At 33.6% G+C, this 23,553-nt stretch carries 23 protein-coding genes; 11 read left to right on the top strand and 12 right to left on the bottom strand.

Annotated elements, in window-relative coordinates:
• Position 1 precedes the first annotated feature (1 nt).
• The 11 genes from pxpA to ilvA all read left to right on the top strand — a co-directional run bounded on the left by pxpA (position 2) and on the right by ilvA (position 12,752).
• Positions 2–733: a 5-oxoprolinase subunit PxpA gene (pxpA, locus tag J8L88_RS20680; protein ID WP_211061726.1), complete on the top strand. Its 732-nt coding sequence runs from the start codon at positions 2–4 to the stop codon at positions 731–733.
• A complete protein-coding gene (gene pxpB, locus J8L88_RS20675; protein WP_211061725.1) occupies positions 730–1,464 on the top strand; it encodes a 5-oxoprolinase subunit PxpB in 735 nt (244 codons plus the stop codon). Before pxpA ends, pxpB begins: the two co-directional genes overlap by 4 nt.
• Positions 1,461–2,315 (top strand): biotin-dependent carboxyltransferase family protein, encoded by an 855-nt coding sequence (locus J8L88_RS20670; protein WP_211061724.1) that lies wholly within the window; start codon positions 1,461–1,463, stop codon positions 2,313–2,315. Before pxpB ends, J8L88_RS20670 begins: the two co-directional genes overlap by 4 nt.
• A 306-nt stretch (positions 2,316–2,621) precedes the next feature.
• Entirely contained in the window at positions 2,622–3,023 is a 402-nt protein-coding gene (locus J8L88_RS20665; protein ID WP_211061723.1) for a hypothetical protein, read from the top strand.
• 674 nt (positions 3,024–3,697) lie between these two features.
• A complete protein-coding gene (locus tag J8L88_RS20660; protein WP_211061722.1) occupies positions 3,698–4,486 on the top strand; it encodes a sensor histidine kinase in 789 nt (262 codons plus the stop codon).
• 16 nt (positions 4,487–4,502) lie between these two features.
• Positions 4,503–5,159, top strand: coding sequence for a response regulator transcription factor (locus J8L88_RS20655; RefSeq protein ID WP_027393842.1), 657 nt, complete (start codon positions 4,503–4,505; stop codon positions 5,157–5,159).
• Positions 5,160–5,753: 594 nt separating this feature from the next.
• Complete coding sequence (gene ilvD, locus J8L88_RS20650; protein ID WP_108802532.1) at positions 5,754–7,430, top strand: dihydroxy-acid dehydratase; 1,677 nt, start codon at positions 5,754–5,756, stop codon at positions 7,428–7,430.
• Positions 7,431–7,472: 42 nt separating this feature from the next.
• On the top strand, positions 7,473–9,206 hold the full coding sequence (gene ilvB, locus J8L88_RS20645; protein ID WP_027393840.1) for a biosynthetic-type acetolactate synthase large subunit: 1,734 nt from the start codon (positions 7,473–7,475) through the stop codon (positions 9,204–9,206).
• A 2-nt stretch (positions 9,207–9,208) separates the two neighbouring features.
• A complete protein-coding gene (gene ilvN / locus J8L88_RS20640; RefSeq protein WP_027393839.1) occupies positions 9,209–9,742 on the top strand; it encodes an acetolactate synthase small subunit in 534 nt (177 codons plus the stop codon).
• Between the two features lie 81 nt (positions 9,743–9,823).
• The gene (ilvC, locus tag J8L88_RS20635; protein ID WP_027393838.1) at positions 9,824–11,299 is read left to right on the top strand and encodes a ketol-acid reductoisomerase; all 1,476 of its coding nucleotides are present in this window, start codon (positions 9,824–9,826) and stop codon (positions 11,297–11,299) included.
• Positions 11,300–11,486: 187 nt separating this feature from the next.
• Entirely contained in the window at positions 11,487–12,752 is a 1,266-nt protein-coding gene (ilvA, locus tag J8L88_RS20630) for a threonine ammonia-lyase IlvA (RefSeq protein WP_108802535.1), read from the top strand.
• Positions 12,753–12,776: 24 nt separating this feature from the next.
• On the opposite strand, the gene J8L88_RS20625 is transcribed toward ilvA, so the two are convergent.
• The 12 genes from J8L88_RS20625 to J8L88_RS20570 form a co-directional block, all read right to left on the bottom strand.
• Complete coding sequence (locus J8L88_RS20625; protein ID WP_027393836.1) at positions 12,777–13,163, bottom strand: hypothetical protein; 387 nt, start codon at positions 13,161–13,163, stop codon at positions 12,777–12,779.
• A gap of 90 nt (positions 13,164–13,253) precedes the next feature.
• On the bottom strand, positions 13,254–13,796 hold the full coding sequence (locus tag J8L88_RS20620; RefSeq protein ID WP_027393835.1) for an acyl-CoA thioesterase: 543 nt from the start codon (positions 13,794–13,796) through the stop codon (positions 13,254–13,256).
• Positions 13,797–13,829: 33 nt separating this feature from the next.
• Positions 13,830–14,195, bottom strand: coding sequence for a hypothetical protein (locus J8L88_RS20615; protein WP_027393834.1), 366 nt, complete (start codon positions 14,193–14,195; stop codon positions 13,830–13,832).
• 13 nt (positions 14,196–14,208) lie between these two features.
• Positions 14,209–15,483 carry an IPT/TIG domain-containing protein gene (locus J8L88_RS20610; protein WP_211061721.1) on the bottom strand — a complete coding sequence of 425 codons (1,275 nt, stop codon included), beginning with the start codon at positions 15,481–15,483 and terminating at the stop codon, positions 14,209–14,211.
• Between the two features lie 105 nt (positions 15,484–15,588).
• Positions 15,589–16,743 (bottom strand): serine hydrolase, encoded by a 1,155-nt coding sequence (locus J8L88_RS20605; protein WP_211061720.1) that lies wholly within the window; start codon positions 16,741–16,743, stop codon positions 15,589–15,591.
• Entirely contained in the window at positions 16,740–17,084 is a 345-nt protein-coding gene (locus J8L88_RS20600; RefSeq protein ID WP_027393831.1) for a hypothetical protein, read from the bottom strand. The genes J8L88_RS20605 and J8L88_RS20600 overlap by 4 nt, the downstream gene beginning before the upstream one ends.
• 9 nt (positions 17,085–17,093) lie before the next feature.
• Positions 17,094–18,485: a DNA recombination protein RmuC gene (gene rmuC / locus J8L88_RS20595; RefSeq protein WP_211061719.1), complete on the bottom strand. Its 1,392-nt coding sequence runs from the start codon at positions 18,483–18,485 to the stop codon at positions 17,094–17,096.
• A 168-nt stretch (positions 18,486–18,653) separates the two neighbouring features.
• Positions 18,654–19,118 carry a DUF5063 domain-containing protein gene (locus J8L88_RS20590; protein ID WP_118386648.1) on the bottom strand — a complete coding sequence of 155 codons (465 nt, stop codon included), beginning with the start codon at positions 19,116–19,118 and terminating at the stop codon, positions 18,654–18,656.
• Between the two features lie 119 nt (positions 19,119–19,237).
• Entirely contained in the window at positions 19,238–20,287 is a 1,050-nt protein-coding gene (locus J8L88_RS20585) for a hypothetical protein (RefSeq protein ID WP_118386647.1), read from the bottom strand.
• A 139-nt stretch (positions 20,288–20,426) separates the two neighbouring features.
• Complete coding sequence (locus tag J8L88_RS20580) at positions 20,427–21,236, bottom strand: ABC transporter ATP-binding protein (RefSeq protein WP_118386646.1); 810 nt, start codon at positions 21,234–21,236, stop codon at positions 20,427–20,429.
• Positions 21,237–21,304: 68 nt separating this feature from the next.
• Positions 21,305–22,336 (bottom strand): iron ABC transporter permease, encoded by a 1,032-nt coding sequence (locus J8L88_RS20575; RefSeq protein ID WP_027393826.1) that lies wholly within the window; start codon positions 22,334–22,336, stop codon positions 21,305–21,307.
• Positions 22,337–23,476, bottom strand: a complete 1,140-nt coding sequence (locus tag J8L88_RS20570; RefSeq protein ID WP_211061718.1) for an ABC transporter substrate-binding protein — start codon at positions 23,474–23,476, stop codon at positions 22,337–22,339.
• Positions 23,477–23,553 lie beyond the last annotated feature (77 nt).

Here is a 23,553-nt window from a genome sequence, read left to right as displayed (position 1 = left end):
TTTGAAAAAAATAATATTGAATGCTGACGTTGGAGAAGAGGCCGGTTTTGATGAGAAAATCATGCCATATATCTCTTGGTGTAATATAGCTTGCGGAGTTCATGCAGGTAATGATCAAGTGATTCAAAAAACAATTGAATTAGCATTGCAGCATCAAGTAAAAATTGGAGCACATCCTTCATATCCCGATCGCGAAAATTTCGGAAGAGTAGTTGTAGATATTTCTTATGATGATCTTGTCCATACATTAACGGATCAAATCCGGAAGGTAAAACTTTATACGGAAAAACTAGGTGGTCAATTACACCATGTAAAACCCCACGGTGCTTTGTATAACGAAGCAGTGAAAAATGAAGAGGTAGCAAATGCAGTTATTCAATCTGTTAAAAATATCGATAAAAGTTTAAGTGTAATAACGACTAAAGAATCTATGATTTCGTATCTTTGCGGAGATGATATTAAAGTGAAATATGAAGTTTTTGCAGATAGAAATTACAATGAAGATTTGACGTTGGTTTCGCGTTCTAAAAAGAATGCAGTGTTGGTAAATCCAGAAAATATTTTGTCCCATGTGTTGCGAATGATTTCTGATAAAAAAATAAGAACAATAAAAGGAGAGGAGAAGTTGATTTTTTTTGACACGATTTGTGTTCATGGAGATAATCCAAAATCTGTTGAAATTTTGGAGTGTTTATATAAGGAGTTTTTAAAAAGAAATTTTGCTCTAAAATGAAAAAATCGGACATTAAATTTCAGTATAAACGTTACAATGAAAATGCAATTTTGGTTCAAGGTCCTCAAGAAGTTGATGAAATTTTGTTAGAATTGTTGATTTTTTATAAAAAATCCATTGAGAAATTTTATGATAAACTAATTGTTGAAGTAATCTTATCATATAACTCGTTGTTAATTTACTATGTATCCAGTATAGAGGATGTCTATAGTGAGATTTTAACATTAAAATCTTTATTTTTAAGTGGTTTTAAAAATATGTCGTTGAAAAAACGTTTGTGGCAAGTGCCTGTTTACTATGCTCCAGCGCTTGCTCCTGAGTTGCCTTTTTATGCAGAAAATAAATCGATGAGTATTGATGAAGTAATCGCGTTGCACACTACTCCATTATATACTGTTTACTTTATTGGATTTTTGCCGGGGTTTTTGTACTTAGGTGGTTTAGATAAAAAGTTAAGTACTCCTAGGAAATCTATTCCTAGTTCTAAATTAGAAAAAGGATCTGTTGCAGTCGGTGGAGATCAAACAGGAGTGTATCCATGTGATAGTCCCGGCGGATGGCATGTGATAGGGCGTACTCCTTTGAGTTTTTTTGATATTGATTCTAAGGAATGTTGCTTTGTTCGTCCAGGAGATAAAATTCAATTTATATCGATTAGTGAGAATAATTATAACGATATAAGTTCACTCATTTTAAATAAAAACTATACCCCAAAATTCAAACTTTTATGAAAGGAAAGGTGGAGTTGTTGTCTTCAGGGATGTATACAACTATTCAGGATGGTGGGCGTTTTGGTTATTCTAAATATGGAGTGCCAAAAAGTGGAGCGATGGATTTACTATCTTTCTTTTTGGCAAATGCGATTTTGAATAATGATGAAAATTCTGCGGTAATTGAATGGACAGTGGTTCCACCAGTTTTAAAATTTCATGGAGATACTATTGTTTCTATAACAGGTGTTATTTGTGATCCATATTTAAATGATGTTCGTTGTAAAATGAATTCGCAAATTAAAATTGTGAATGGGGATGTTTTGAAGTTTAAAAACGTTCGAAATGGGGTGTATGGATATGTAGGAATTTTTTCAGGTTTTTTGTCAGAATTTGTTTTAGGTAGTAGATCACAATATAATCAAATAACCAAGTTTTCAAGGTTATTTAAAAATGACATGATTGCTTATGATAGAATTAGTCGATTTTCAACATCAAATTCTTTAATTTCTAATACTGTTTTTTGGAATGAATTAGATAGTTTACATGTCTATAAGGGACCGGAGTTTGATATGTTGTCTGAGACGCAAAAGGACATATTGTTAAATCATGATTTTACGATTTCAGATATTAGAAATCGGATGGCTATAAGTTTAGAAGAATCATTAGAAAATGATTTATCATCGATGTTATCATCTCCTGTTTTACCAGGTACGGTTCAGTTAACTCCATCGGGTCGCTTGATTGTTTTGATGAGAGATTGTCAAACTACTGGTGGGTATCCTAGAATTTTGCAATTAACAAAAGAATCTATTAATGTTATCGCACAGAAGCGAACTGGTGATCAAATGTGTTTTACGATTGTTGATTGAGCTAAATAGGTGTGTGGATTTTTGTGATTTTTTAATGCCTTTAGAAGTGAGGGATATAATCTGTAATGGATTGGTTTAATTGTTTTTTCGAAAATTAGTTAGGGGTAAAATCACCTTTTGCAGTAGGGGGAAAAGCCCCTTTTGTAGCTTTTTTTATTTTTGAGTAGCATTAGTTAATTTACTGTAAAACAGGTTGTTAGATATATGGTTTTGCCGTAAATTAATTCTATAAAAGGGTCTAGGTATTTGTGTAAAACTTAGATTTTTAAATATATTAGCAACGATAACCCAATAAATGATATTATTATGGCAAAAAAAGTACAAAAACCCAAAAAGTGTATTAACGTAGAAGAAGCTAGAGAGCTACACGATAACTGGTGTAAGAAAAGAGGGAAACGATTAAAGAAAAAACTAGGATTTGAAGATGCTCGTGAATTTCATTGGTCAGTAGCTGAGTTAGAAGAGTATTTAGCGTATGTAAAACAAGAATCAGAAGAACAAGGAATTAAAGATCCTGGAATCAGAGTGTATTTAGGTGCTTATTCTGAATCTAAATGTAATATGAAGAAAGGGTATTCTACATTGTTCTTCGCTCCTACAGGATCGCGTCCAGGAGCATCTGGCAAAGATGGTGGTGATCCAATAAATAATTATGATATTGACGCTTTTAATAGAGGGGGGACTGGGAATCCTCCAAATGACTATTAATTTAATATGATATTTTTAATATTAGTAAACTTATTTGAATTCATTGCGGCAATAGTCGGAACAATATACATAACAAAGTGTCGAGAAGATAAAATTTCCCGATACTTTGTTTATTTTTTGTGGTTTACTGCATTGTTTGATACTTTCTTTACTTGGTTTCCTGTATTAATTAAAAATTATGATCAATTATTCTTTTTGAAAGACACCTTTTTATATAAAAATCATTGGGCGTACAATTCTTATGATATGATCAGTTTTTCTTTCTATCTTTTTTTCTTTTTGAATTTTATTGAATCGACTAGGGTTAAAAAAATAGGATGGTATTTAATTATTTCTTTTTTAGTAGCTTCTTTTTTCAATTTGCTCTTTTCTGGTGTTTTTTTTAAGTCACCAGCTTTATTTGGTTTAATAGCAGGTACATTATTGTTATTGGTTTTTATCGTTTATTTCTATTTTCAGGTATTACAAAGCGATAAGATTTTGAACTTTTATAAAATTCTTGTTTTTTATATTTCCGTCGGTGCACTAGTTTTTCATATATTAGTAAACCCAATATTTATCTATGGGGAGTATTATAAAACCGCTAAAAGTCCTGAATTTGTTGAAATCTATAGGTCAATATTAATTTTCGCCAATATTTTTATGTATTCTTGTTATACTATTGGATTTCTGATATGCTCGAAAAAGAACAAATCTTACTCATAACATACTTTACTGTTATCATTTTATTTTTTGTGGTATTCGGTATAATGTTCTTTGTTGCTTTCCAGAGACGAAAAAACAAGCTTCTGTTAGAGAAATTTAAAGCGAAACAACGTTTCGAAGAAGAACTACAAAACTCCAAATTAGAGATCCAAGAACAAACACTAAAAAATGTTAGTTGGGAACTACACGATAACATCGGTCAGTTACTATCTACAGCAGTGATGCAGATTAATATTTTAAGCAGCAATCTAGAGCCTAAAATTAAAGAATCTGTGCAGGATATAAGAGGTTTGGTAGGAGATAGTCTGCAAGAAATAAGAAACCTATCAAAAACCTTAAATCATGAGGTTATCCAAAATATAGGGTTAGAAAAATCCATCCAAGTAGAATTAGACAGATTCAAAAAACTGAATTTTTTAACTCCTGAGTTAATTGTAGATGGAGAAGAAGTGCTTATCAATCCTAAAGATGAAATCATTATATATCGTATTGTTCAGGAATTTTTCTCTAACACTATTAAGCATGCAGAAGCATCACATCTTCTTGTAAAATTAAATTATACTCCTCAGGATTTGACCATTGTTATAAAAGATGATGGTGTGGGGTATGATATGGAATCAGTACAAGCCAACTCTGGATTACTAAATATGAAAAGTAGGGCGTCTCTTGTTAATGCAAGTTTAGATTGTTTTTCTGAGCCCGGTAAAGGAGTATTGCTTACCTTGCGATATCCATTTAAAGAAGAGGACAAAGTTTAATAAAACTTAAACGGAAATGAAGAAAAAAACGGTAGTTATTGTAGATGACCATCTTCTATTTGCACAATCACTAGAAAGTCTTATTACTAATCTAGAAGGGTATGAGGTGTTAGCTATTTTAAAAAACGGAAAAGAACTAACACAATATTATCTACATAAAAGAAAGAAACCCGAATTGATATTACTAGATGTAAAAATGCCAGTTATGGATGGTATCCAGACGATGCAATGGTTAAAAGAAAATCAACCGGAGCAGAAGGTGTTAGCATTGACCATGGAAGATGATGAGGAGACTATTATAAAAATGCTAAGAGCAGGAGCGAGAGGATATTTATTAAAAGATATTCATCCTGAGAACTTCGAGTTTGCTATGAAAATGGTAATAGAGCAAGGATTTTATTATTCTAGTAAAATAGAAACGGCGTTAAAATACTCTGAAAAAACGGATGCAGATATTGGTCAAAATCTAGCAGATAAGTTAACTGATAGAGAGTGGACTTTTTTAAAGTATGCATGCTCAGAATTAACATATAAAAGCATTGCTGGCGAAATGAATCTTAGTCCTAAAACAATTGAAAATTATCGGGAATCGGTATTTAAAAAACTTCAAGTTAAGACTCGAGTTGGTTTGGTTATATATTGTATGAAAAATAATTTATTTAAGTTGGATTAATATCTTCGTTTATTAAATACAATTTGTTTTTGAAAAATATATTTCGTTATATTTACAGCATAAATGAAAAAGAACAACATTAATATTATTAATATCATTATCAACGTCGTGATTATTTCACTGCGATGAGAAGGGTGTTTGTAATTTACAATATATTAAAAATCCCTTCTTAATTTAGAAGGGATTTTTTTTGAACCATATTTAAAAAGGAAAATGAAAATACAAATACAAAATATCATTATTGTCAATATTATTAGTATCGTGGTGATTATTTCATCAGGATGATAGGGATATTGATCTTACGTATTAAACAAAAATCCCTTTCGTTTCTGGAAGGGATTTTTTTTGCTAGAATCTATAATAAAATAAAAATTTAACAAATAGTGATTGTAAATAAAATGAATATAAACATCTGTATATCAATTGTTAAGACATGTTTAGTGGTAGTTGGATGTTGTAAGCTTATTGAATAAAATTCAACAGTTTAGTCATTACGAAATAATTTTATGCTAAGGTTTATTTGATTAAATATGAATTTGATAAAAAACCAGTTAAAATTTTAGATAATTATCAAAAAATTCACATTCAAAAAGGATGAGTATTAATAAATATAGTAAACAGGTAACACAGGACGATACACAACCAGCAGCGCAAGCAATGCTTCATGCAATTGGTTTGACTGATGAAGATTTTAACAAGCCTCTAGTGGGGATTGCAAGTACAGGTTATGAAGGTAATCCTTGTAATATGCATCTTAATGATTTGGCAAAATTAGTAAAGCAAGGAACAAAAGAAGAAGATGTTGTTGGTCTAATATTCAATACGATTGGTGTTAGTGATGGTATTTCTATGGGAACTCCCGGAATGCGTTTTTCGTTACCTTCTAGAGATGTAATTGCTGATTCTATGGAGACAGTTGTTCAGGCAATGTCTTATGATGGTATGGTCACTGTAGTAGGATGTGATAAAAATATGCCAGGTGCGTTGATGGCTATGATTCGATTAAACCGACCATCAATTTTAGTGTATGGAGGAACTATAGCTTCTGGATGTCACGAAGGAAAGAAACTGGATATTGTTTCGGCGTTTGAAGCTTGGGGAGAGAAGGTAGCTGGAACTATGGAGAATAGTGAATATAAAAGCGTAATTAAAAAAGCCGTTCCCGGAGCAGGTGCCTGTGGAGGAATGTATACAGCAAATACAATGGCTTCTGCAATCGAAGCCTTAGGAATGTCTTTGCCTTATAATTCTTCAAATCCAGCAATTAGTAAAAATAAAGAAGAAGAAAGTATCGCGGCAGGACGTGCGATGCGAACTCTTTTAGAAAAAGATATTAAGCCATTAGATATTGTAACCAAAAGGTCATTAGAAAATGCGATTCGTTTGGTAACTGTACTTGGAGGTTCTACGAATGCGGTATTGCATTTTCTGGCAATAGCTAGGGCTGCAGATGTAGAGTTTACGTTAGCGGATTTTCAAAGAATAAGTGATGAAACTCCATTCTTAGCGGATTTAAAACCAAGTGGGAAATATTTGATGGAAGATGTGCATGAAGTAGGAGGTGTTCCTGCAGTACTTAAATATTTATTAAAGAAGGGGTTATTGCATGGAGATTGTCTAACAGTAACAGGAAAAACACTAGCAGAGAATTTATTAGATGTTCCAGATCTTACAGAGGGACAAGATGTAATAAAACCATTAGAAAATCCAATCAAACCAACAGGTCATTTAAGAATTATGTTTGGTAATCTGGCTGAAGATGGTTGTGTTGCTAAAATTACAGGAAAAGAAGGACTTCGTTTTCAAGGGAAAGCAAAAGTCTTTAATAGTGAATATGATGCTAATGATGGTATAAGAGATGGATTAGTAGAAAAAGGTAATGTAGTCGTCATAAGGTACGAAGGTCCTAAAGGAGGTCCCGGAATGCCAGAAATGTTAAAACCTACAGCGGCAATTATGGGAGCGGGCCTTGGTAAAGATGTTGCATTAATTACTGACGGAAGATTCTCTGGCGGAACGCATGGATTTGTAGTAGGGCATATCACTCCAGAAGCACAAGAAGGAGGTTTGATTGCATTAGTAGAAGATGGAGATGTTATTACAATCGATGCAGAAACAAATTCTATTACAGTTGCTATAGAAGAGGAAGAAATTAAAAGAAGAAAAGCTTCTTGGGTTCAACCACCATTGAAATTCAAAAAAGGAGTTTTGTATAAATATGCCAATACAGTTTCATCTGCATCACGAGGATGTGTTACAGATGAGTTCTAAAGAACGTTTCAGCTTGACTGAAATATAAAAATATATAGCGTAATGGAAACACAAACGCAGACAATAGAAAAAGAAGCAAAAGAAACCACAGGTCATATGACAGGTGCAGAAGCAGTAATACATTGTTTACTTGCAGAAGGTGTGGATTTAATTTATGGATATCCTGGAGGAGCAATTATGCCAGTTTATGATGAGCTATATAAGTTTCAAGATAAACTTCATCACGTGCTTACCAGACATGAGCAAGGTGCTACTCATGCCGCTCAAGGATATGCTAGAACAAGTGGAAAAGTTGGAGTGGCGATAGCTACATCTGGTCCAGGAGCAACTAATTTTGTGACTGGTATAGCAGACGCTCAAATAGATTCTACACCGATGGTTTGTATCACTGGACAAGTGGGGTCTCATTTATTAGGATCTGATGCCTTTCAGGAAACGGATATTATAGGAATTTCTACGCCAATTACTAAATGGAATCATCAGGTTACTAAAGCTGAAGATATTCCTTCTGTGTTAGCCAAAGCATTTTATATTGCGCGCTCAGGTCGTCCAGGACCTGTTCTGATCGATATAACTAAAGACGCTCAGTTTGGTGAACTTGATTTTAAGTATCAAAAATGTAAAGGAGTACGAAGCTATAAACCGATTCCTGAAACGGATCCTGAAACATTAAAACAAGCTGCGGATTTAATTAATGAAGCAAAAAAACCGATGATTGTTTTTGGTCAAGGTGTAATTCTTGGTGAAGCAGAAGAGGAACTAAGAAGTTTTGTAGAAAAAGCAGGTATTCCTGCTGCTTGGACAATTTTGGGATTATCAGCATTACCAACTTCTCACGATTTAAATGTAGGTATGGTAGGGATGCATGGTAACTATGGACCTAACAAGCTTACTAATGAATGTGATTTGTTAATAGCTATAGGAATGCGTTTTGATGATCGTGTTACTGGTAATTTAGAAACCTATGCTAAACAGGCAAAGATTATTCATTTTGAAATAGATCCTGCAGAAGTTAATAAAAATGTAGAAGTAGATGTTGCTGTTATGGGTAATGTGAAGAATACGTTGTCGGATATTCTTGATTTAGTAAAGTCTAATACTCATAAAACTTGGTTACAAGAATTTAAAGACTTTGATACTATTGAATATGATAAAGTAATCAAAGAAGAATTATATCCTTCTAAGGATGGTCTTTCTATGGGAGAAGTACTTAGAGGAATTAATGAAGAAACTAAAGGAGATGCCGTGATCGTGTCTGATGTAGGACAGCATCAAATGATTGCTTGTCGATATGCAGAATTTGTAAGAACAAAAAGTAATGTAACTTCTGGAGGTTTAGGAACCATGGGATTTGCCTTGCCAGCAGCGATCGGAGCAAAAATGGGAGCTCCAGAACGAGAAGTTGTAGCCATCATAGGTGATGGTGGGTATCAAATGACCATACAAGAATTGGGAACTATTTTTCAAACAAAGGTTCCTGTAAAGATTGTGGTATTAAATAATGACTTTTTGGGAATGGTGCGTCAATGGCAACAATTGTTTTTTGATAAAAGGTATGCTTCCACGGAAATGGTGAATCCAGATTTTGTAACGATTGCAAAAGGGTATCATATTGATGCGAAAAGAGTTACTAAAAGAGAAGAGTTAGGAGATGCTATTAAAGAGATGATAGCTTCAAAAGAACCTTACTTTTTAGAAGTATGTGTAGAAAAGGAAAATAATGTATTTCCGATGATACCAACAGGAGCATCGGTTTCAGATATAAGATTGAGTTAGTTATGGAGAGAGAATGTTATACCATATCAGTATATACTGAGAATAATATAGGATTGCTAAATAGGATTTCTGCAATCTTTCTAAAGCGTCATATCAATTTAGATAGTATGACTGCTTCAGTCTCAGAAATTAAAGATGTTTTTCGGTTTACCATTGTTGTAAAAATAACAGAAGAACAGGTTAAGAAGTTAGTAGGTCAGATAGAAAAGCAAATAGAAGTTATCAAAGCTTTTTATCATAAAGATGATGAAACAATTTATCAGGAAACTGCGCTATTCAAAGTTGCTTCTAAATTATTATTTGAAGAACGACAGATACAAAACGTTATTAAAGAAAGTAATGCCAATATTGTAACTGTTACGCCAGAATTTTTTGTGTTAGAAAAAACAGGAAGGCGCAAGGAAGTAGAAGAGTTATATGATAAGCTAGAGCCTTATGGGTTAATGCAATTTGTACGTTCTGGTAGAATTGCCGTGACAAAAGAAAAGATGCATATATCTAAAATAATCGAAAGCTTTGGAATAGAAGTAGCTTGATATTTACAAAAAGAAAAACAACTAGAAATCAAAATTAAATAGATTTCCGCAAAAGCGGAAGTAACCACAAATTAGAAGGAAATGGCAAATTATTTTAATACGCTATCATTAAGAGATCAATTAACACAATTAGGGAAATGTAGATTTATGGACTCTTCTGAATTTACGGATGGAGTCAATGCATTAAAAGGGAAAAAAATAGTAATTGTAGGTTGTGGAGCTCAAGGATTGAATCAAGGTCTTAATATGAGAGATTCTGGATTAGATATTTCATATACGCTTCGCGAAGCTGCAATCAAAGAACAGAGACAATCTTATAAGAATGCTACAGAGAATGGTTTTGCTGTAGGAACTTATGAAGAATTAGTTCCTAATGCAGATGTAGTAATTAATCTAACACCAGATAAACAACATACTCAAGTAGTAAATACTGTAATGCCTTTAATGAAAAAAGGAGCGACATTGTCGTATTCACATGGATTTAATATCGTAGAAGAAGGAATGCAAGTACGTGATGATCTTACGGTTATTATGGTAGCGCCTAAGTGTCCAGGTTCTGAAGTTAGAGAAGAGTATAAAAGAGGATTTGGAGTACCAACATTAATAGCAGTGCATCCTGAAAACGACCCGAAAGGTTTCGGGTTATCACAAGCAAAAGCTTATGCCGTAGGTACTGGTGGTGATAGAGCAGGTGTATTAGAATCTTCATTTGTAGCAGAAGTGAAATCTGATTTAATGGGAGAACAAACAATTCTTTGTGGTCTTTTGCAGACCGGTTCGATCCTTTGTTTTGATAAGATGGTTGAAAAAGGAATAGATGCAGGATATGCTTCAAAACTGATTCAATATGGATGGGAAACTATTACTGAAGGATTAAAGTATGGTGGAATTACGAATATGATGGATAGATTGTCTAATCCTTCTAAGATAAAAGCATTTGAATTGTCTGAAGAATTAAAAGAAATAATGCGTCCGTTGTTCCAAAAGCATATGGATGATATTATAGGAGGGCATTTCTCTAAAACTATGATGGAGGATTGGGCAAATGATGATAAGAATCTATTGTCTTGGAGAGCGGCTACAGGAGAAACAGCTTTTGAAAAAACACCGGCAGGAGATGTAGAAATTTCTGAGCAAGAGTTTTATGATAATGGAGTGTTAATGGTAGCTATGGTAAGAGCAGGAGTAGAGCTTGCTTTTGAAGCAATGACTTCTTCTGGTATTATTGAAGAATCTGCTTACTATGAGTCTTTACACGAAACACCACTTATCGCAAATACAATCGCTCGTAAAAAATTATTCGAAATGAATAGAGTGATTTCTGATACAGCAGAATATGGTTGTTATTTATTTGATCATGCGTGTAAGCCTTTATTAGGAAACTTTATGAAGAAAATAGATACCGATGTAATCGGAAAAGCATTTGATCAAGGTAAGAACAATGGAGTAGATAACGCAAAGTTAATTGAAGTAAACGCTGCTTTAAGAAATCATCCAATAGAGGTGGTAGGAGCTAGATTGAGAGCTTCTATGACGGCTATGAAACGAGTAATTTAACAATAGTAGGTTATCCTAAATGATTGTTTACGAGTTCAATCTGTCAACTAAAACAATAGAAATAACAGATTAAACCAATAGTATAATAATTTATTTGTCTAGCTGGGTCTGTCGAAGTTTTTTGAGATGTGTATTGTGTAATCTTTGATGGACTCAGACTGGCAGATAAAATATGAGAATATAGAAAATGAATACAGAAGTGACGACATATTTCCCTCAATTAGAAGACATCAAAAAAGCATCTTCTAATATTAAAGAGGTTGCTATGGTTACACCTCTGATGAATAGCATTCGGTATTCACGTAAATACGATGCTAATATTTTATTAAAAAGAGAGGATTTACAACGTGTTAGATCCTATAAAATAAGAGGCGCTTTTAACAAAATTAGTTCTTTAACAAAAGAACAGTTAACTAAAGGAGTTGTGTGTGCTAGCGCTGGAAACCATGCACAAGGTGTTGCGTTTGCTTGCCATCATCTAGGAATACAAGGGACTATTTATATGCCATCTGTAACTCCTAAACAAAAAGTAGAACAAACTCAAATGTTTGGCGGATCAAAGGTGAAAATTGTTTTGGAAGGTGATACTTTTGATGATGCATCAAAAGCAGCAAAGAATGCTTGTATTGCAGAAGGAAAAACGTTTGTTCATCCATTTGATGATCCTAAGACAATAGAGGGGCAAGGAACTATTGGTTTAGAAATATTTGATCAAGTGGATCACCCTATTGATTATATATTCGTAGCTGTTGGTGGTGGTGGTCTCGCTTCCGGACTATGTGGTGCTATGAAAGCATTATCTCCTAAAACAAAAATTATTGGTGTGGAGCCGCAAGGAGCGGCTTCTATGTTAACTTCTATAAAGGAAAATAAGAACACCGAAATTTTTGATATTGATAAATTTATTGATGGAGCAGCTGTACAAAAAGTCGGCGATCTTAACTTTGATATTTGTAAATCATATTTATCGGATATGATGACAGTTCCAGAGGGATTGGTATGTCAAACTATTTTAGACTTGTATAACAGGGATGCCATTGTAGTAGAACCTGCGGGAGCATTAACTTTAGCCGCTTTGGAATTCTATAAGGAAAAAATAGTAGGAAAAAATGTAGTTTGTATTGTTAGTGGAAGTAATAATGATATTACTCGGACAGCAGAAATTAAAGAAAGAGCCTTATTGTATGCTGATTTAAAACATTATTTTATCGTTCGTTTTCCTCAAAGAGCTGGAGCCTTAAAACAATTTGTAGGAGAAGTTTTAGGACCAAACGATGATATCACTCACTTTGAATATTCAAAGAAGTCAAGTAGAGAAAATGGTCCAGCCGTTGTCGGTATAGAACTCAAAGATAAAAAAGATCTAGAGCCTTTAATTTCCAGAATGAAGCAATATAGCTTTTTTGGTGATTACCTAAATGATAAACCAGACCTGTTTCAGTTTTTGGTATAATGAATCCAATTTATTTAAATAGGATTATTGTTCTAAAAGACCATCTGCAATCCAATCCTCTACAATATCAATAGTAGCTTGCGGCATTCTTCCTCCATTATCTGAAGGAGGCATTACATTAAAAGCATTGTTTGTAGTGATAAAACTAAATAGGTTTCTGTCATTTACTGCATTCACTACTTCCTGAAAAGTTTCTAATGCCATTGGAGCAGAATTTTGTAACGGAGTTCCGTGACATTCTGTGCAGTTACTGTCAATAATTGCTTTTACATGACCAACATAAGTAGAAGTCTGACCCGGAATTGGATCTGGATCTATAGGTACTTCTGGCTCTGTAGTGCCATCATCGCTACTACTGCAACTAAATAATGTAAATACGAGTAATGTAACTAATAGTATTGGGGATTTCATAGGTATTATTTTTTTCTTCAATATAGCAAATATTCCAGGAATTAATAAGATTCCTGATTTTACAAGTATAACGCTAAGATTTTGGATAAATTATAGATCGATCTGAACATTATATTCTTTTAGTAGTTCTAAGTGATCTTCTAGTTGAAATTCTGAAGCTTTAAATCGATCTCTTCGTGATTTTGCATCTTCTTTACGAATAATGCTTCTTACAAAACGTCGCACTGCTGTTTCATTTTCTAAAATTAAACCAGGAACGGGTACACTACTTCCTTGGTCATTTTTAGCAACCATTGTAAAGTAACTAGAGTTACAGTGTTTTACTTTGCCAGTCATAATATTTTCGGATTCTACTCTTACACCAACAACCATAGAAGTCTTCCCCACATTATTTACAGAGGCTTTCATAGTTACTAATTCCCCAACTTCTATTGGTTTTAAGAAATCAACTTTATCCACACTGGCGGTAACGCAGTATGCTTCGGAATGTTTAGATCCGCAAGCAAAAGCAATTTGATCCATTAGTGATAAGATATAGCCACCATGAATTTTACCACTGAAATTAGAATGGGAGGGAAGCATTAGTTCAGAAATGACAACTCTGGATTCTCTAGCGGTTTTAAATTTTTTCATTTCTGTTTTTTAATAAAGAGTTATTTTCGAGTATTATTTTCTAAAATGAGGCGATTCTTCTTCCTCTACATCAATTACAAAATACTTAGAATCTCCTAGCCAAGAAACGGTAGCAAAACGTTCTTTGTACTTTAGCTTTACATATCTTCCTTGATATTCTTCTAGTTTTTTAATGACTTGATCATTCCTGTCTTCCACAGAAAAACTAAATATTTGAGCTCCCGAAATCCCTTGACTGATCTCACCTTCCCAGGTTTTAAAAACAATACCTTTGTTACTAAATTTTATAAGTTCACCGCTACGTACACCTTCACTATACGTGGCAAAATATACAGAAGTATACCATAAGGTAAACAAAAGTACAATTCCTAAAATTATGAAAAACAGCGTTTTTTTCATCAAAAAATATTTACTAAAATTCTGGTGTTATAATTCTGATACTATCATCTGTTGATATATAAATAATATCATTTTCTCCAACCAACAGACCTCTAGGGTTATTAAATGTAGCTATAGTTGGAACACCATCCATAAAACCAATTTCTCCGGTACCTGCAAGTGTGCTTACGATACCTTCTGGGCTAAGCTGGCGTATTTTTTTATTACCAAAGTCTACAACAATAATATTTCCTTCAGAATCAATATCTAAATCAAGTAGACCATCAAATTGAGCGATATCGCTTTCTCCATCAACATCACCATCAACTCCCGTACCTGCGATTGTAGATACCACTCTTTCTGGAGTTACTTGTCGTATCCTATTACCATCACCAAATATGAGATTACCGTCATTATCAAACTCCATTCCTGTAACAAAACCAATTTGAGCTACATCGGCAGGACCATCTATAGAACCTACCTCTCCGGTTCCTATAAAGGTACTAACGACATTGTCCGGCGTAATTTTTCGGATAGTAGCAGCTGAAAAATCACTTACATATAGGTTTCCAGAACTATCAATAGCAAGCCCAATAGGGGAAGAAAATTGAGCGATACTGCCAATTCCATTAACCAATCCGAATTCTCCAGTTCCTGCAATAGTTTCAACCGTTTGACTAGTGAGGTCTATTTTTCTAACATTGTTGTTATTGAAATCAACCAATACAAGATTCCCGTCAGGATCTATGATCATACTTCTCGGATTCGAAAAAGTAGCTTCGGCTAATGTGCCGTCAACTGATCCGGTAACTCCTGTCATTCCGGCAACGGTACTTACAATATTGTTGACATCAATTTTTCTAATTTTATTATTACCATAATCCGTTATATAAATAGCACCTTCATTATCTTCTGCAATATTCCATAGAGAAGAAAAAGATGCTTCTGCGACAGGTCCATCTACATCACCAGATACTTCACTGCGTATTAGCGTGCTTACTTGTGCTGGTGTGATTATATATGTAAACTCTGGTCCTAAGGTTTCTTCTCCTTGCGTCACTACTTTGACGATTCCAGTTTGTGCGCCTCTTGGAACAATAGCCTTAATTTCTGTAGTTGTAATAGAGTTTATAATAGCTTCTGCATCATTAAAAAAAACAGAAGTAGCATTTTGATCGGTATCAAAGGCAATACCAGTAATTGTAACTTCGGTATCTCCTGGCCCACTTTCTGGAGCGATACCTTCTATAGAAGTAATAGCGGTAAACGTAAGATTGTCTGCATCTTTAGTGCAACTTGTAATTCCCAAAATTATTAAAAAAAGAACGGCGTAAATGCTGTTTTTTTTTGATACAAGTGTGAAACATATCATAAGCTGAGTTTTAAAATTACTACAAATATAGAGGTAAAATTTTTAGAAAGAATCATAAATCTTAGTAACGAATTCATCTATTTTATTGGGTTCTAACCATCTAGTTACAATAACAATATTTTGTTTTTGATCGACTACAATAAAATTACCCCCAAATCCCGCAGCATAAAATAGATGCTCCGGAAGCCCTTCCCAATGACGAGATCCTTTTTGGTTTAACCACCACATAAATCCATAATTCGAATTGGCTTTAGAAGATTTAGTAGCTTCTGTAATCCAATTTTCTGAAATCAATTGTTTGTTATTCCACTTCCCATTATTCATAAATAGTAGTCCGAAACGAGCGTGATCTTTGGTGTTGATAAACAAACCGCCACCAGAATGACCGCCACCACTTACGGATTGCATTTGGATACCATCAATAGTAACCCAAGAATTATCATATCCATACCATCTCCAAGTAGTCGAACCTCCAATAGGGTCCATTATTTTTTCCTTAAGAATTTGTGGTAAAGGCTTTCTCCAAATGTTTAGGAGTGAATAGGATAATACGTTTACTCTAACATCATTATATTCGAAAACACTACCTGGTTCTTGTAGTTTTCTGAACTTCCAATCATCGATGTCACCTGTTTTTGGAGGACGATCTGCCCAATCATAACCACCCCATAATTGTCCGGACCAATCAGATGATTGTGTAAGTAAATGTCTCCAGGTAATTTTTTTATTATGGTTACCATCATATGTGTTATCCCAAATATAGTTGTAGACAAAATCATCTGCAGAACTAATTAACTTATTATCTAATGCTAAACCTGCGATGGTTGATAGGTAACTTTTAGTAACACTAAAAGTCATATCTACACGATCTATATCACCCCATTTAGCAATAATATATCCGTCTTTTAGAATTAAACCCGCTGGAGCACCTCTTTTTTTGGTAGGTCCCAAAATTTTATGATAAGGTTCTCTTTCAAAACCTTTTAGTATTGCTTGTCGTAGATCTCTAGATCCGGAATATTCTTGATCCTTGGCATACTCAACAGCTTCGTTAAGCTTTGCAGAATCGATATTAAATTCGGTAGGACTCTTTTCATTCCAATTTCCTCGTTCTGGGAAGTAGAGCTGTTGCGCAATACTTGTTTCGGTAAAAAGCCCAATAAATACTAAAAAAATGAGTGTGTGGATCGTTTTCATGAAGTTAATGATTTTGCTTTGATCACTTTTTTCATTAAAAGAAATACCCCAACAGCAAATAGTATACTTCCAATAACGGATACGATGCTAATAGCTGTTGTTATGTAGGAATAAATAGTACCTTCCCATTTTTGATAAAAAGCAAATTGTATAAATAGTATTCGCCCAATAACGATACATAAGAATATGATCACATTACCTGCTAAAATTAGAATACCGTCAATTTGAGATCCCATTTTTAGTAAATAATAGATGCTTATTATAATAAAGAATAATGTTGGAATTGCATATGCTAATCCAATGAATAATTGTATGATAATCTGAGTAATGTCTGCTTCCATAAGTGAAAATTAAATGTCGTTATCTTCAGAGGCTCGTTTTATAATTGCTTCTGGTAGGGATTTCTTAGCTTTCGCTCCCATTTTTTTAAGTTTCTCTACACTGGTAATCAGATTACCACGGCCTTCTACTAACTTATTCATCGCAGAAGAATAATCTTTTTTAGCATCATCGATCTTTTTTCCTACCCCAGTCAGATCTTTAACCAACCCTTCGAATTTGTCATAAAGTGCACCTGCTTGTCTCGCAATTTCTATCGCATTACGTTGTTGTTTTTCGTTATTCCACATAGTATCAATGGTGCGTAACGTTGCTAAAAGTGTAGATGGAGTTACAATAACTATATTTTTTTCAAACGCTTGATTGTACAGTTTACTGTCTTCATTAATTGCAATAGCAAAAGCAGGTTCTATAGGTACAAAAAGTAATACGAAATCAGGTGATTCGATATCGTATAAATCCTGATAATTTTTTTCTGAAAGTTGATCGATATGGCGTTTTAAAGAGATTATATGTTCTTTTAGATATGTTGCTCTAAGGTTTTCATCTTCTTCATTCACATATCTCTCGTAAGCGGTAAGTGTAACTTTAGAGTCAATCACCATTTTCTTATTATCAGGTAAATGAATTACAACATCTGGCAAAACACGTTGACCATCTGTCGTTGTGAAACTTTGTTGCACAAAATATTCACGATCTTTCTCTAATCCCGATTTTTCTAATACACGTTCTAGCACCAGTTCCCCCCAATTTCCTTGCATTTTACTATCACCTTTTAAGGCTTTGGTAAGGTTGGTAGCCTCTTTACTCATTTGTTCATTTAAGTCCTTAAGCCCAAGTATTTGCTGTCGTAAAGCTGCATGATAATCGATACTTTCTTTATGAGTTTGTTCTACTTTTTTCTCAAAAGTGTTGATTTTTTCTTGCAAAGGATTCAGAATGTTTTTAATATTTTCTTTATTCTGTTCCGTAAATTTATTGGATTTTTCGTCTAAAATTTTATTCGCTAGATTTTCGAATTCTTTTGTAAATTTTTCTTGCAGTTTTCCAACTTCTTCCTTTTGTTCTTGGTTTTTGAGTTGTAAGTTCTCAAACTCGGCATTACGTCGGGTAAGTTCAGTATTGAGAAAATCTTTTTCTCTCCGAATCTCATCTCTTTCCTTAGCGGTGTTAGAAAGTTGTTTTTCTAAAGCTTCTTTTTGTACTTGCTGTTGTTGTTTTGCGAGTTCTAGCTGTTGTTCAGAAGTTTTTTTTGCTTCTTCTAACTGTAATTGTAATTGATTAGAGCGTTCGTTTAACGTACTTTGATCACTTTTGTTTTTAAGTGATGCCACGTATTTACCTATAAAAAAACCTATTATAATTGCAACGACTGCAACGACTAGCAATATGTATTCTGACATGTAATTTTTTGTTTACTCGATAATCGAGATTTTGATTTTCCGAGGCTTGCCTCAAGATAAAAAAATAAGTTTACCACAAATGCTCAAGAGCTTGCCTTAAGAGTAGTTTTTTCAAAGATAAAAATTTAGCCAGTATAAGTCGAAAAGAAGTAAGGGTAAATAATCAAATTATGATTGTTCTTCTAAATCTTTTAATGTTTTTAAAATATTAACAATATGTCTCTCAGAATGATTACGCATAATAAATTCAAAATACCACAAAGCATCTTTATCACTTGTGTTTTCGAATCTCCATTGAACCTCCATTAGATCTTTGATAATATCTGATAAGTCATCATTAGCATCGCCAAGTCCATTATCGGGTTTGGTCATTTCAAAAGGATCTAAAATCATTTGATAAAACCCTAACTTAGGAAAATTTGATCGTATAGTATTTGATATCTTTTCGAAATTAAATTCTGGAGCTTCTGGATATTCTTGTTCGTCTTCTGGAGTATGTCCTGCAATCGCTAGATATTCTTGATATAAAGATATCATAGTTTGTTTTAAAACAAGTTCTTTATTTTCAATGGTTAGTTTTGGAGTAGTTCCCCATTGTACAATTTGAATGATAATTTCTTTGAGGTTTTTCAAATCAATAGTTTATTACAAAATTAAGTAAGAATCTGGATACAACCATTTCTTTTTAGTTATAAAAATAAATGGCTACCCGAAAAACGAATAGCCATTTAAAATATATATAAGTGTTATGGTTATATCTGAACTTTGATGTCAAGAGTGATCGATCCGTCGTTACCATCAGTTCCGGTAATGTTTGTAACTTTGATCATACCCTTTTTTCCATATTGATCTGTAAATTCTAAAACATCTCCCATTGATAGACCTGTAACTCTTTCTGTCGTTGCCTGAGTTATTACATCTAGATCAGAGGCACTAGTAATAGCATCAAAATCAATAGTCGAAGTAGCAATATAGAATTTATTTAATTCATCTTGCGCTACACCGGTAAGACCAGATACCGCAGCGTCAGCAACATTGTCATTATCAGTGTCAAAAAGCTCAGGATAGTTTGAAGTTGAAGCAAGGGATGCATTTTGGGTAAATCCATAATAATATCCAAAATCCCATAAAGCAGCTGTTTCTTCACCTTCACTTATTTTGTAAACTTTATTGTTAAATACAGACATAAAAGTATCAGAAGAACCATCACCAAGAGGTGCAGCTAATAGTGTACTTGTAAATGTTTTTATACCATTAGCAGTACTTGTTCCACTACCAGTAATAGTAATAGTTCCTATAGCAGTATCACTAATTGCATTTCTTTTAGAGATATCTCTAAAGTCACCACGACCAGTTGTAGCCCATATAGTATATACAATGTTACTATCCGCACTAGTAGGCACTGGGAATGGAATTGCAAATTCGAATGCATCACCATTATCAGATGATAGATCTAAAGAACCGTCTTTTTTATCATCTACAGTTACACCTGCAACCGCAAAATCGTAAGGTGCCGCTCCAAAACCAGAGACATTTTGAGTTACATATAATCGTCTCATTGTATTACTAGAGGATTGAAAAGAAACTTTTACAGTTGCATTAGTTCCAGATACATTAGCTCCGTCGATAGTTACTGTGCGATTGTCATTTCCTGTTTCGAAAACAGAAAGTTCGCCATCAAAAGTAGTAGGGTCAGTAGGATCAATAAAAATATCATCATTACTATCAGAACTACAACTTGTAATAAATAGTGTTACAGCAGATAATAATGCGATTGATTTGAGTCTAAAAATTTTGTTCATTTTGTTAAGGTTTTATTTGAGCGGCGAAGGTATTGGTTTTAGGTATAAAATGGCCGAGTAAACCACACAGAAATTATACGTTTTTTCTATAAAAGGGTTGTTTATTCGATGAATGTCTTTGTGATTTGTACTAGGAAAGTTAGTGCCTAACTTTATAACTTCCGGTTTCCGGATCAAATAAAATAAGGTCTTCCGGAAATAGAGCGGAAAATGCTCGACATTGGATTAGTTCTTTAGGGCGGCCAAATTCGAAACCTTCTGAATTCATGACTATCATTTTATCACATAACTGAATTGCAAAATCAATCTCATGTGTGGAAAATAAAATCGTCTTTTGAGTTTCAAAGGCTAAACGTTTTAATAGCTTTAATATATATGCTTTATGATAAACGTCTAAATGTGTTGTCGGTTCATCTAACATAATAAATGGTGTGTCTTGCGCAATCGCTCGAGCTATAAGAACCTTTTGTAGTTGTCCATCACTTAATTCGAAGCATCTTTTGTCTACGAGTTCTTCTATATGAGTAACTTCTATAGCTTTTCTTATTTTTTCGATATCTTCCTCGAGTAGTTTACCTACCCAGTTGGTATAAGGTTGTCTTCCTAGTGCAACCAATTCTTTTACAGTTAGGTTTTTTGAAGCAATCTGTTCTGTTAATACGATACTTAATTGCGAGGCTAATTCTGAAGTTTTATATTTTCTAATTTCTTTATCAGATAAAAATATGTCGCCACGTAATGCTGGTTGTACCTTAGATAGTGTTCTAAGCAAAGTAGATTTTCCTATTCCATTTGCACCAACTAACCCAACAAGTTCTCCTTCGTATAATTTAAGATTGATATCTGCTGCTACGACTTCTAGATTGTTTTTTTGACTATAACCAATAGAGAGATCTTCCGTTTTTAGAACGATATTTTGATTTTCGGTATCTAATGACTCTATTTCCATAGTAATGTACTCATCTAATATAGTATCGAATCTTTTTAGGTACTCTATACTATCTTGATTTTCTTAAATTAAAACAACATTTTTCGTTTTCTTACTAATAACCAGATGACTACTGGAGCTCCAATCAATGATGTAATAGCATTTATTGGTAATGTATATTCAGTTCCGGGCAATTGCGAGATAATATCACAAACCAACATGATTAAACTACCTATTAGCATTACTGCAGGAATCAATGTTTTATGGTCCGAAGTATGAAATAATTGTCTTGTTAAATGCGGTACCGCTAGCCCTATAAAAGCTATTGGTCCAGCAAATGCTGTAACACTTCCTGCTAATAATCCAGTCGCTAAAATAATCAAGAAACGACTTTTTTTAATGTTTAGTCCAAGACTACGGGCATAATTTTCTCCTAGTAATAATGTGTTTAAAGGTTTTATTGCAAAAACCGCTAATACAATTCCTAATAAAGCAATACAAGAAAAAATTAATACATCGATCCAAGATAAATTTCCTAAACTTCCAAATCCCCAAAAAATGTAACGCTGCAATTGCTCTGCCGGCGCAAAATAAGAAAGTACACTTACGATTGCTCCAGTGATGCTACCAAACATTAATCCTATAATTAGAATTGCCATTGTATCTCTAACTCTAATTGACACCAACATCACCATAAATAAAACTAATATACTACCTAGACTAGCGGCAACTACTAAGCCCCAATTAGATACTAAAAATAGTGCCGTGGTTCCACCTATTAATGCACTTCCTAAAATCAATAAGGCCACGCCAAGACTTGCACCAGAGCTGATACCAAGAACAAAAGGTCCAGCTAAGGGATTTCTAAATAATGTTTGCATTAATAGTCCAGATATCCCTAATCCACTTCCTACAATTACGGCAGTAATAGCTTTCGGTAATCTATAATCTATAATAATATGTCTCCAAGATTCTTTTTCGACCGAAATGCCTACTAAACTTTTTAGGGTATCCAGCCAAGGAATTAATACTGATCCAAGACTTATATTAGCTACAAAACATAGTAAGAGTACTATGATGATGATGATGAAAACACTTTTATATGATTTATTTGGGGTCAACTAGTTCAGTTTTTCGAAAAAATAAGGTTCGTAATCTGTTAATAGTTCGGGATGTGCTATTTGGATTATATCTTTAAGAATTAAATCCGGACGCATTGGACCTAATTCATAATATATCAACCCACCTTTTGCACCGGTTTTTAACGTAGAAGAATATACGGTTTTATTTTTAAATGCTTCAAAAAAAGTATAGCGATTGTTTTTTTCTTTTAGTTCTGAAAGAGATTTAGAAGATCCAGAACCAATCCAAAGATCTGCGTTTTGGGCTTTCTCAAGTACACTTTCAAAATTTAACGCAATGCTTCCTGTTTTTGGTGTTTCCTCCCATAAATATTTTGTGTTAGCATCTTTTAAAAATTGTGCAACGTAACTATCTCCTCCAGGGACATACCATACATCTTTAAACATATTTCCGGATAAGATGGTTGGAGATGTTGGAGAATTTTTGGCTAAAGTAGCTGCTTTATTATAATCTTTTTCAATCATCTTAAAAATGCTGTCAGCTTCTTTTTCTTTGTTATAAAAAGCTGCTACAAACTTTATCCATTCTGCACGACCCAATGGATGTTGTTCCATCCAAGATCCGTTCATAACAACAGGAATCCCTGTTTTTTCTAATAAATCATACGTTTTGGTATCACCGGTAGCAGAGTATCCAATAATAAGTTCTGGTGCTAGTTCTAATGTGAGTTCAGTGTTTAGATGACCATTGTTACCTAATTCAGTAATAGAACCATTATCAATTAAATCCCTCGTTTTTTCTGAGGAGATATAATCACAATGAGGAAAACCAATTAATTTATTCTCTAATTTCAGATATTCTAACATTGGTATATCTGTGGTAGAAGTAACTACAGTTTTATCTACTGGAATTTGGATATACGAAACTTTTCCGCTTACTGTTGGTTTTTCAGTTCCTTTAGGATGCAGTATATATGTAAATGAACTTTTGGCATCTGGCCACGGAGAGGTAATCTTTATTTCTTTATAGGTCTCTTTGTTTTGAATAGTAAATCCTATTGCGTACTGGACTTTTTGTTCTACAAGTTTTTGTGTTGCTATTGACACCTTTTCTTTATTTTCCTTTTTACATGATTGAAAAGAAAGAAATAATACAAATAGGATATAGAAATGCTTCATGTGATTTAGAATATTTTTCAAACTTCGATATATTTTTTGAAAACGTATAATGATTTACCGTTAATTTGTACAGATAA

Source organism: Aquimarina sp. MMG015, assembly GCF_018100855.1.
In the GTDB taxonomy this organism is placed as follows: Bacteria; Bacteroidota; Bacteroidia; order Flavobacteriales; family Flavobacteriaceae; genus Aquimarina; species Aquimarina latercula.
The sequence above is the reverse complement of the archived record's forward strand: the minus strand, read 5'-3'. Positions and strand labels throughout refer to the sequence as shown.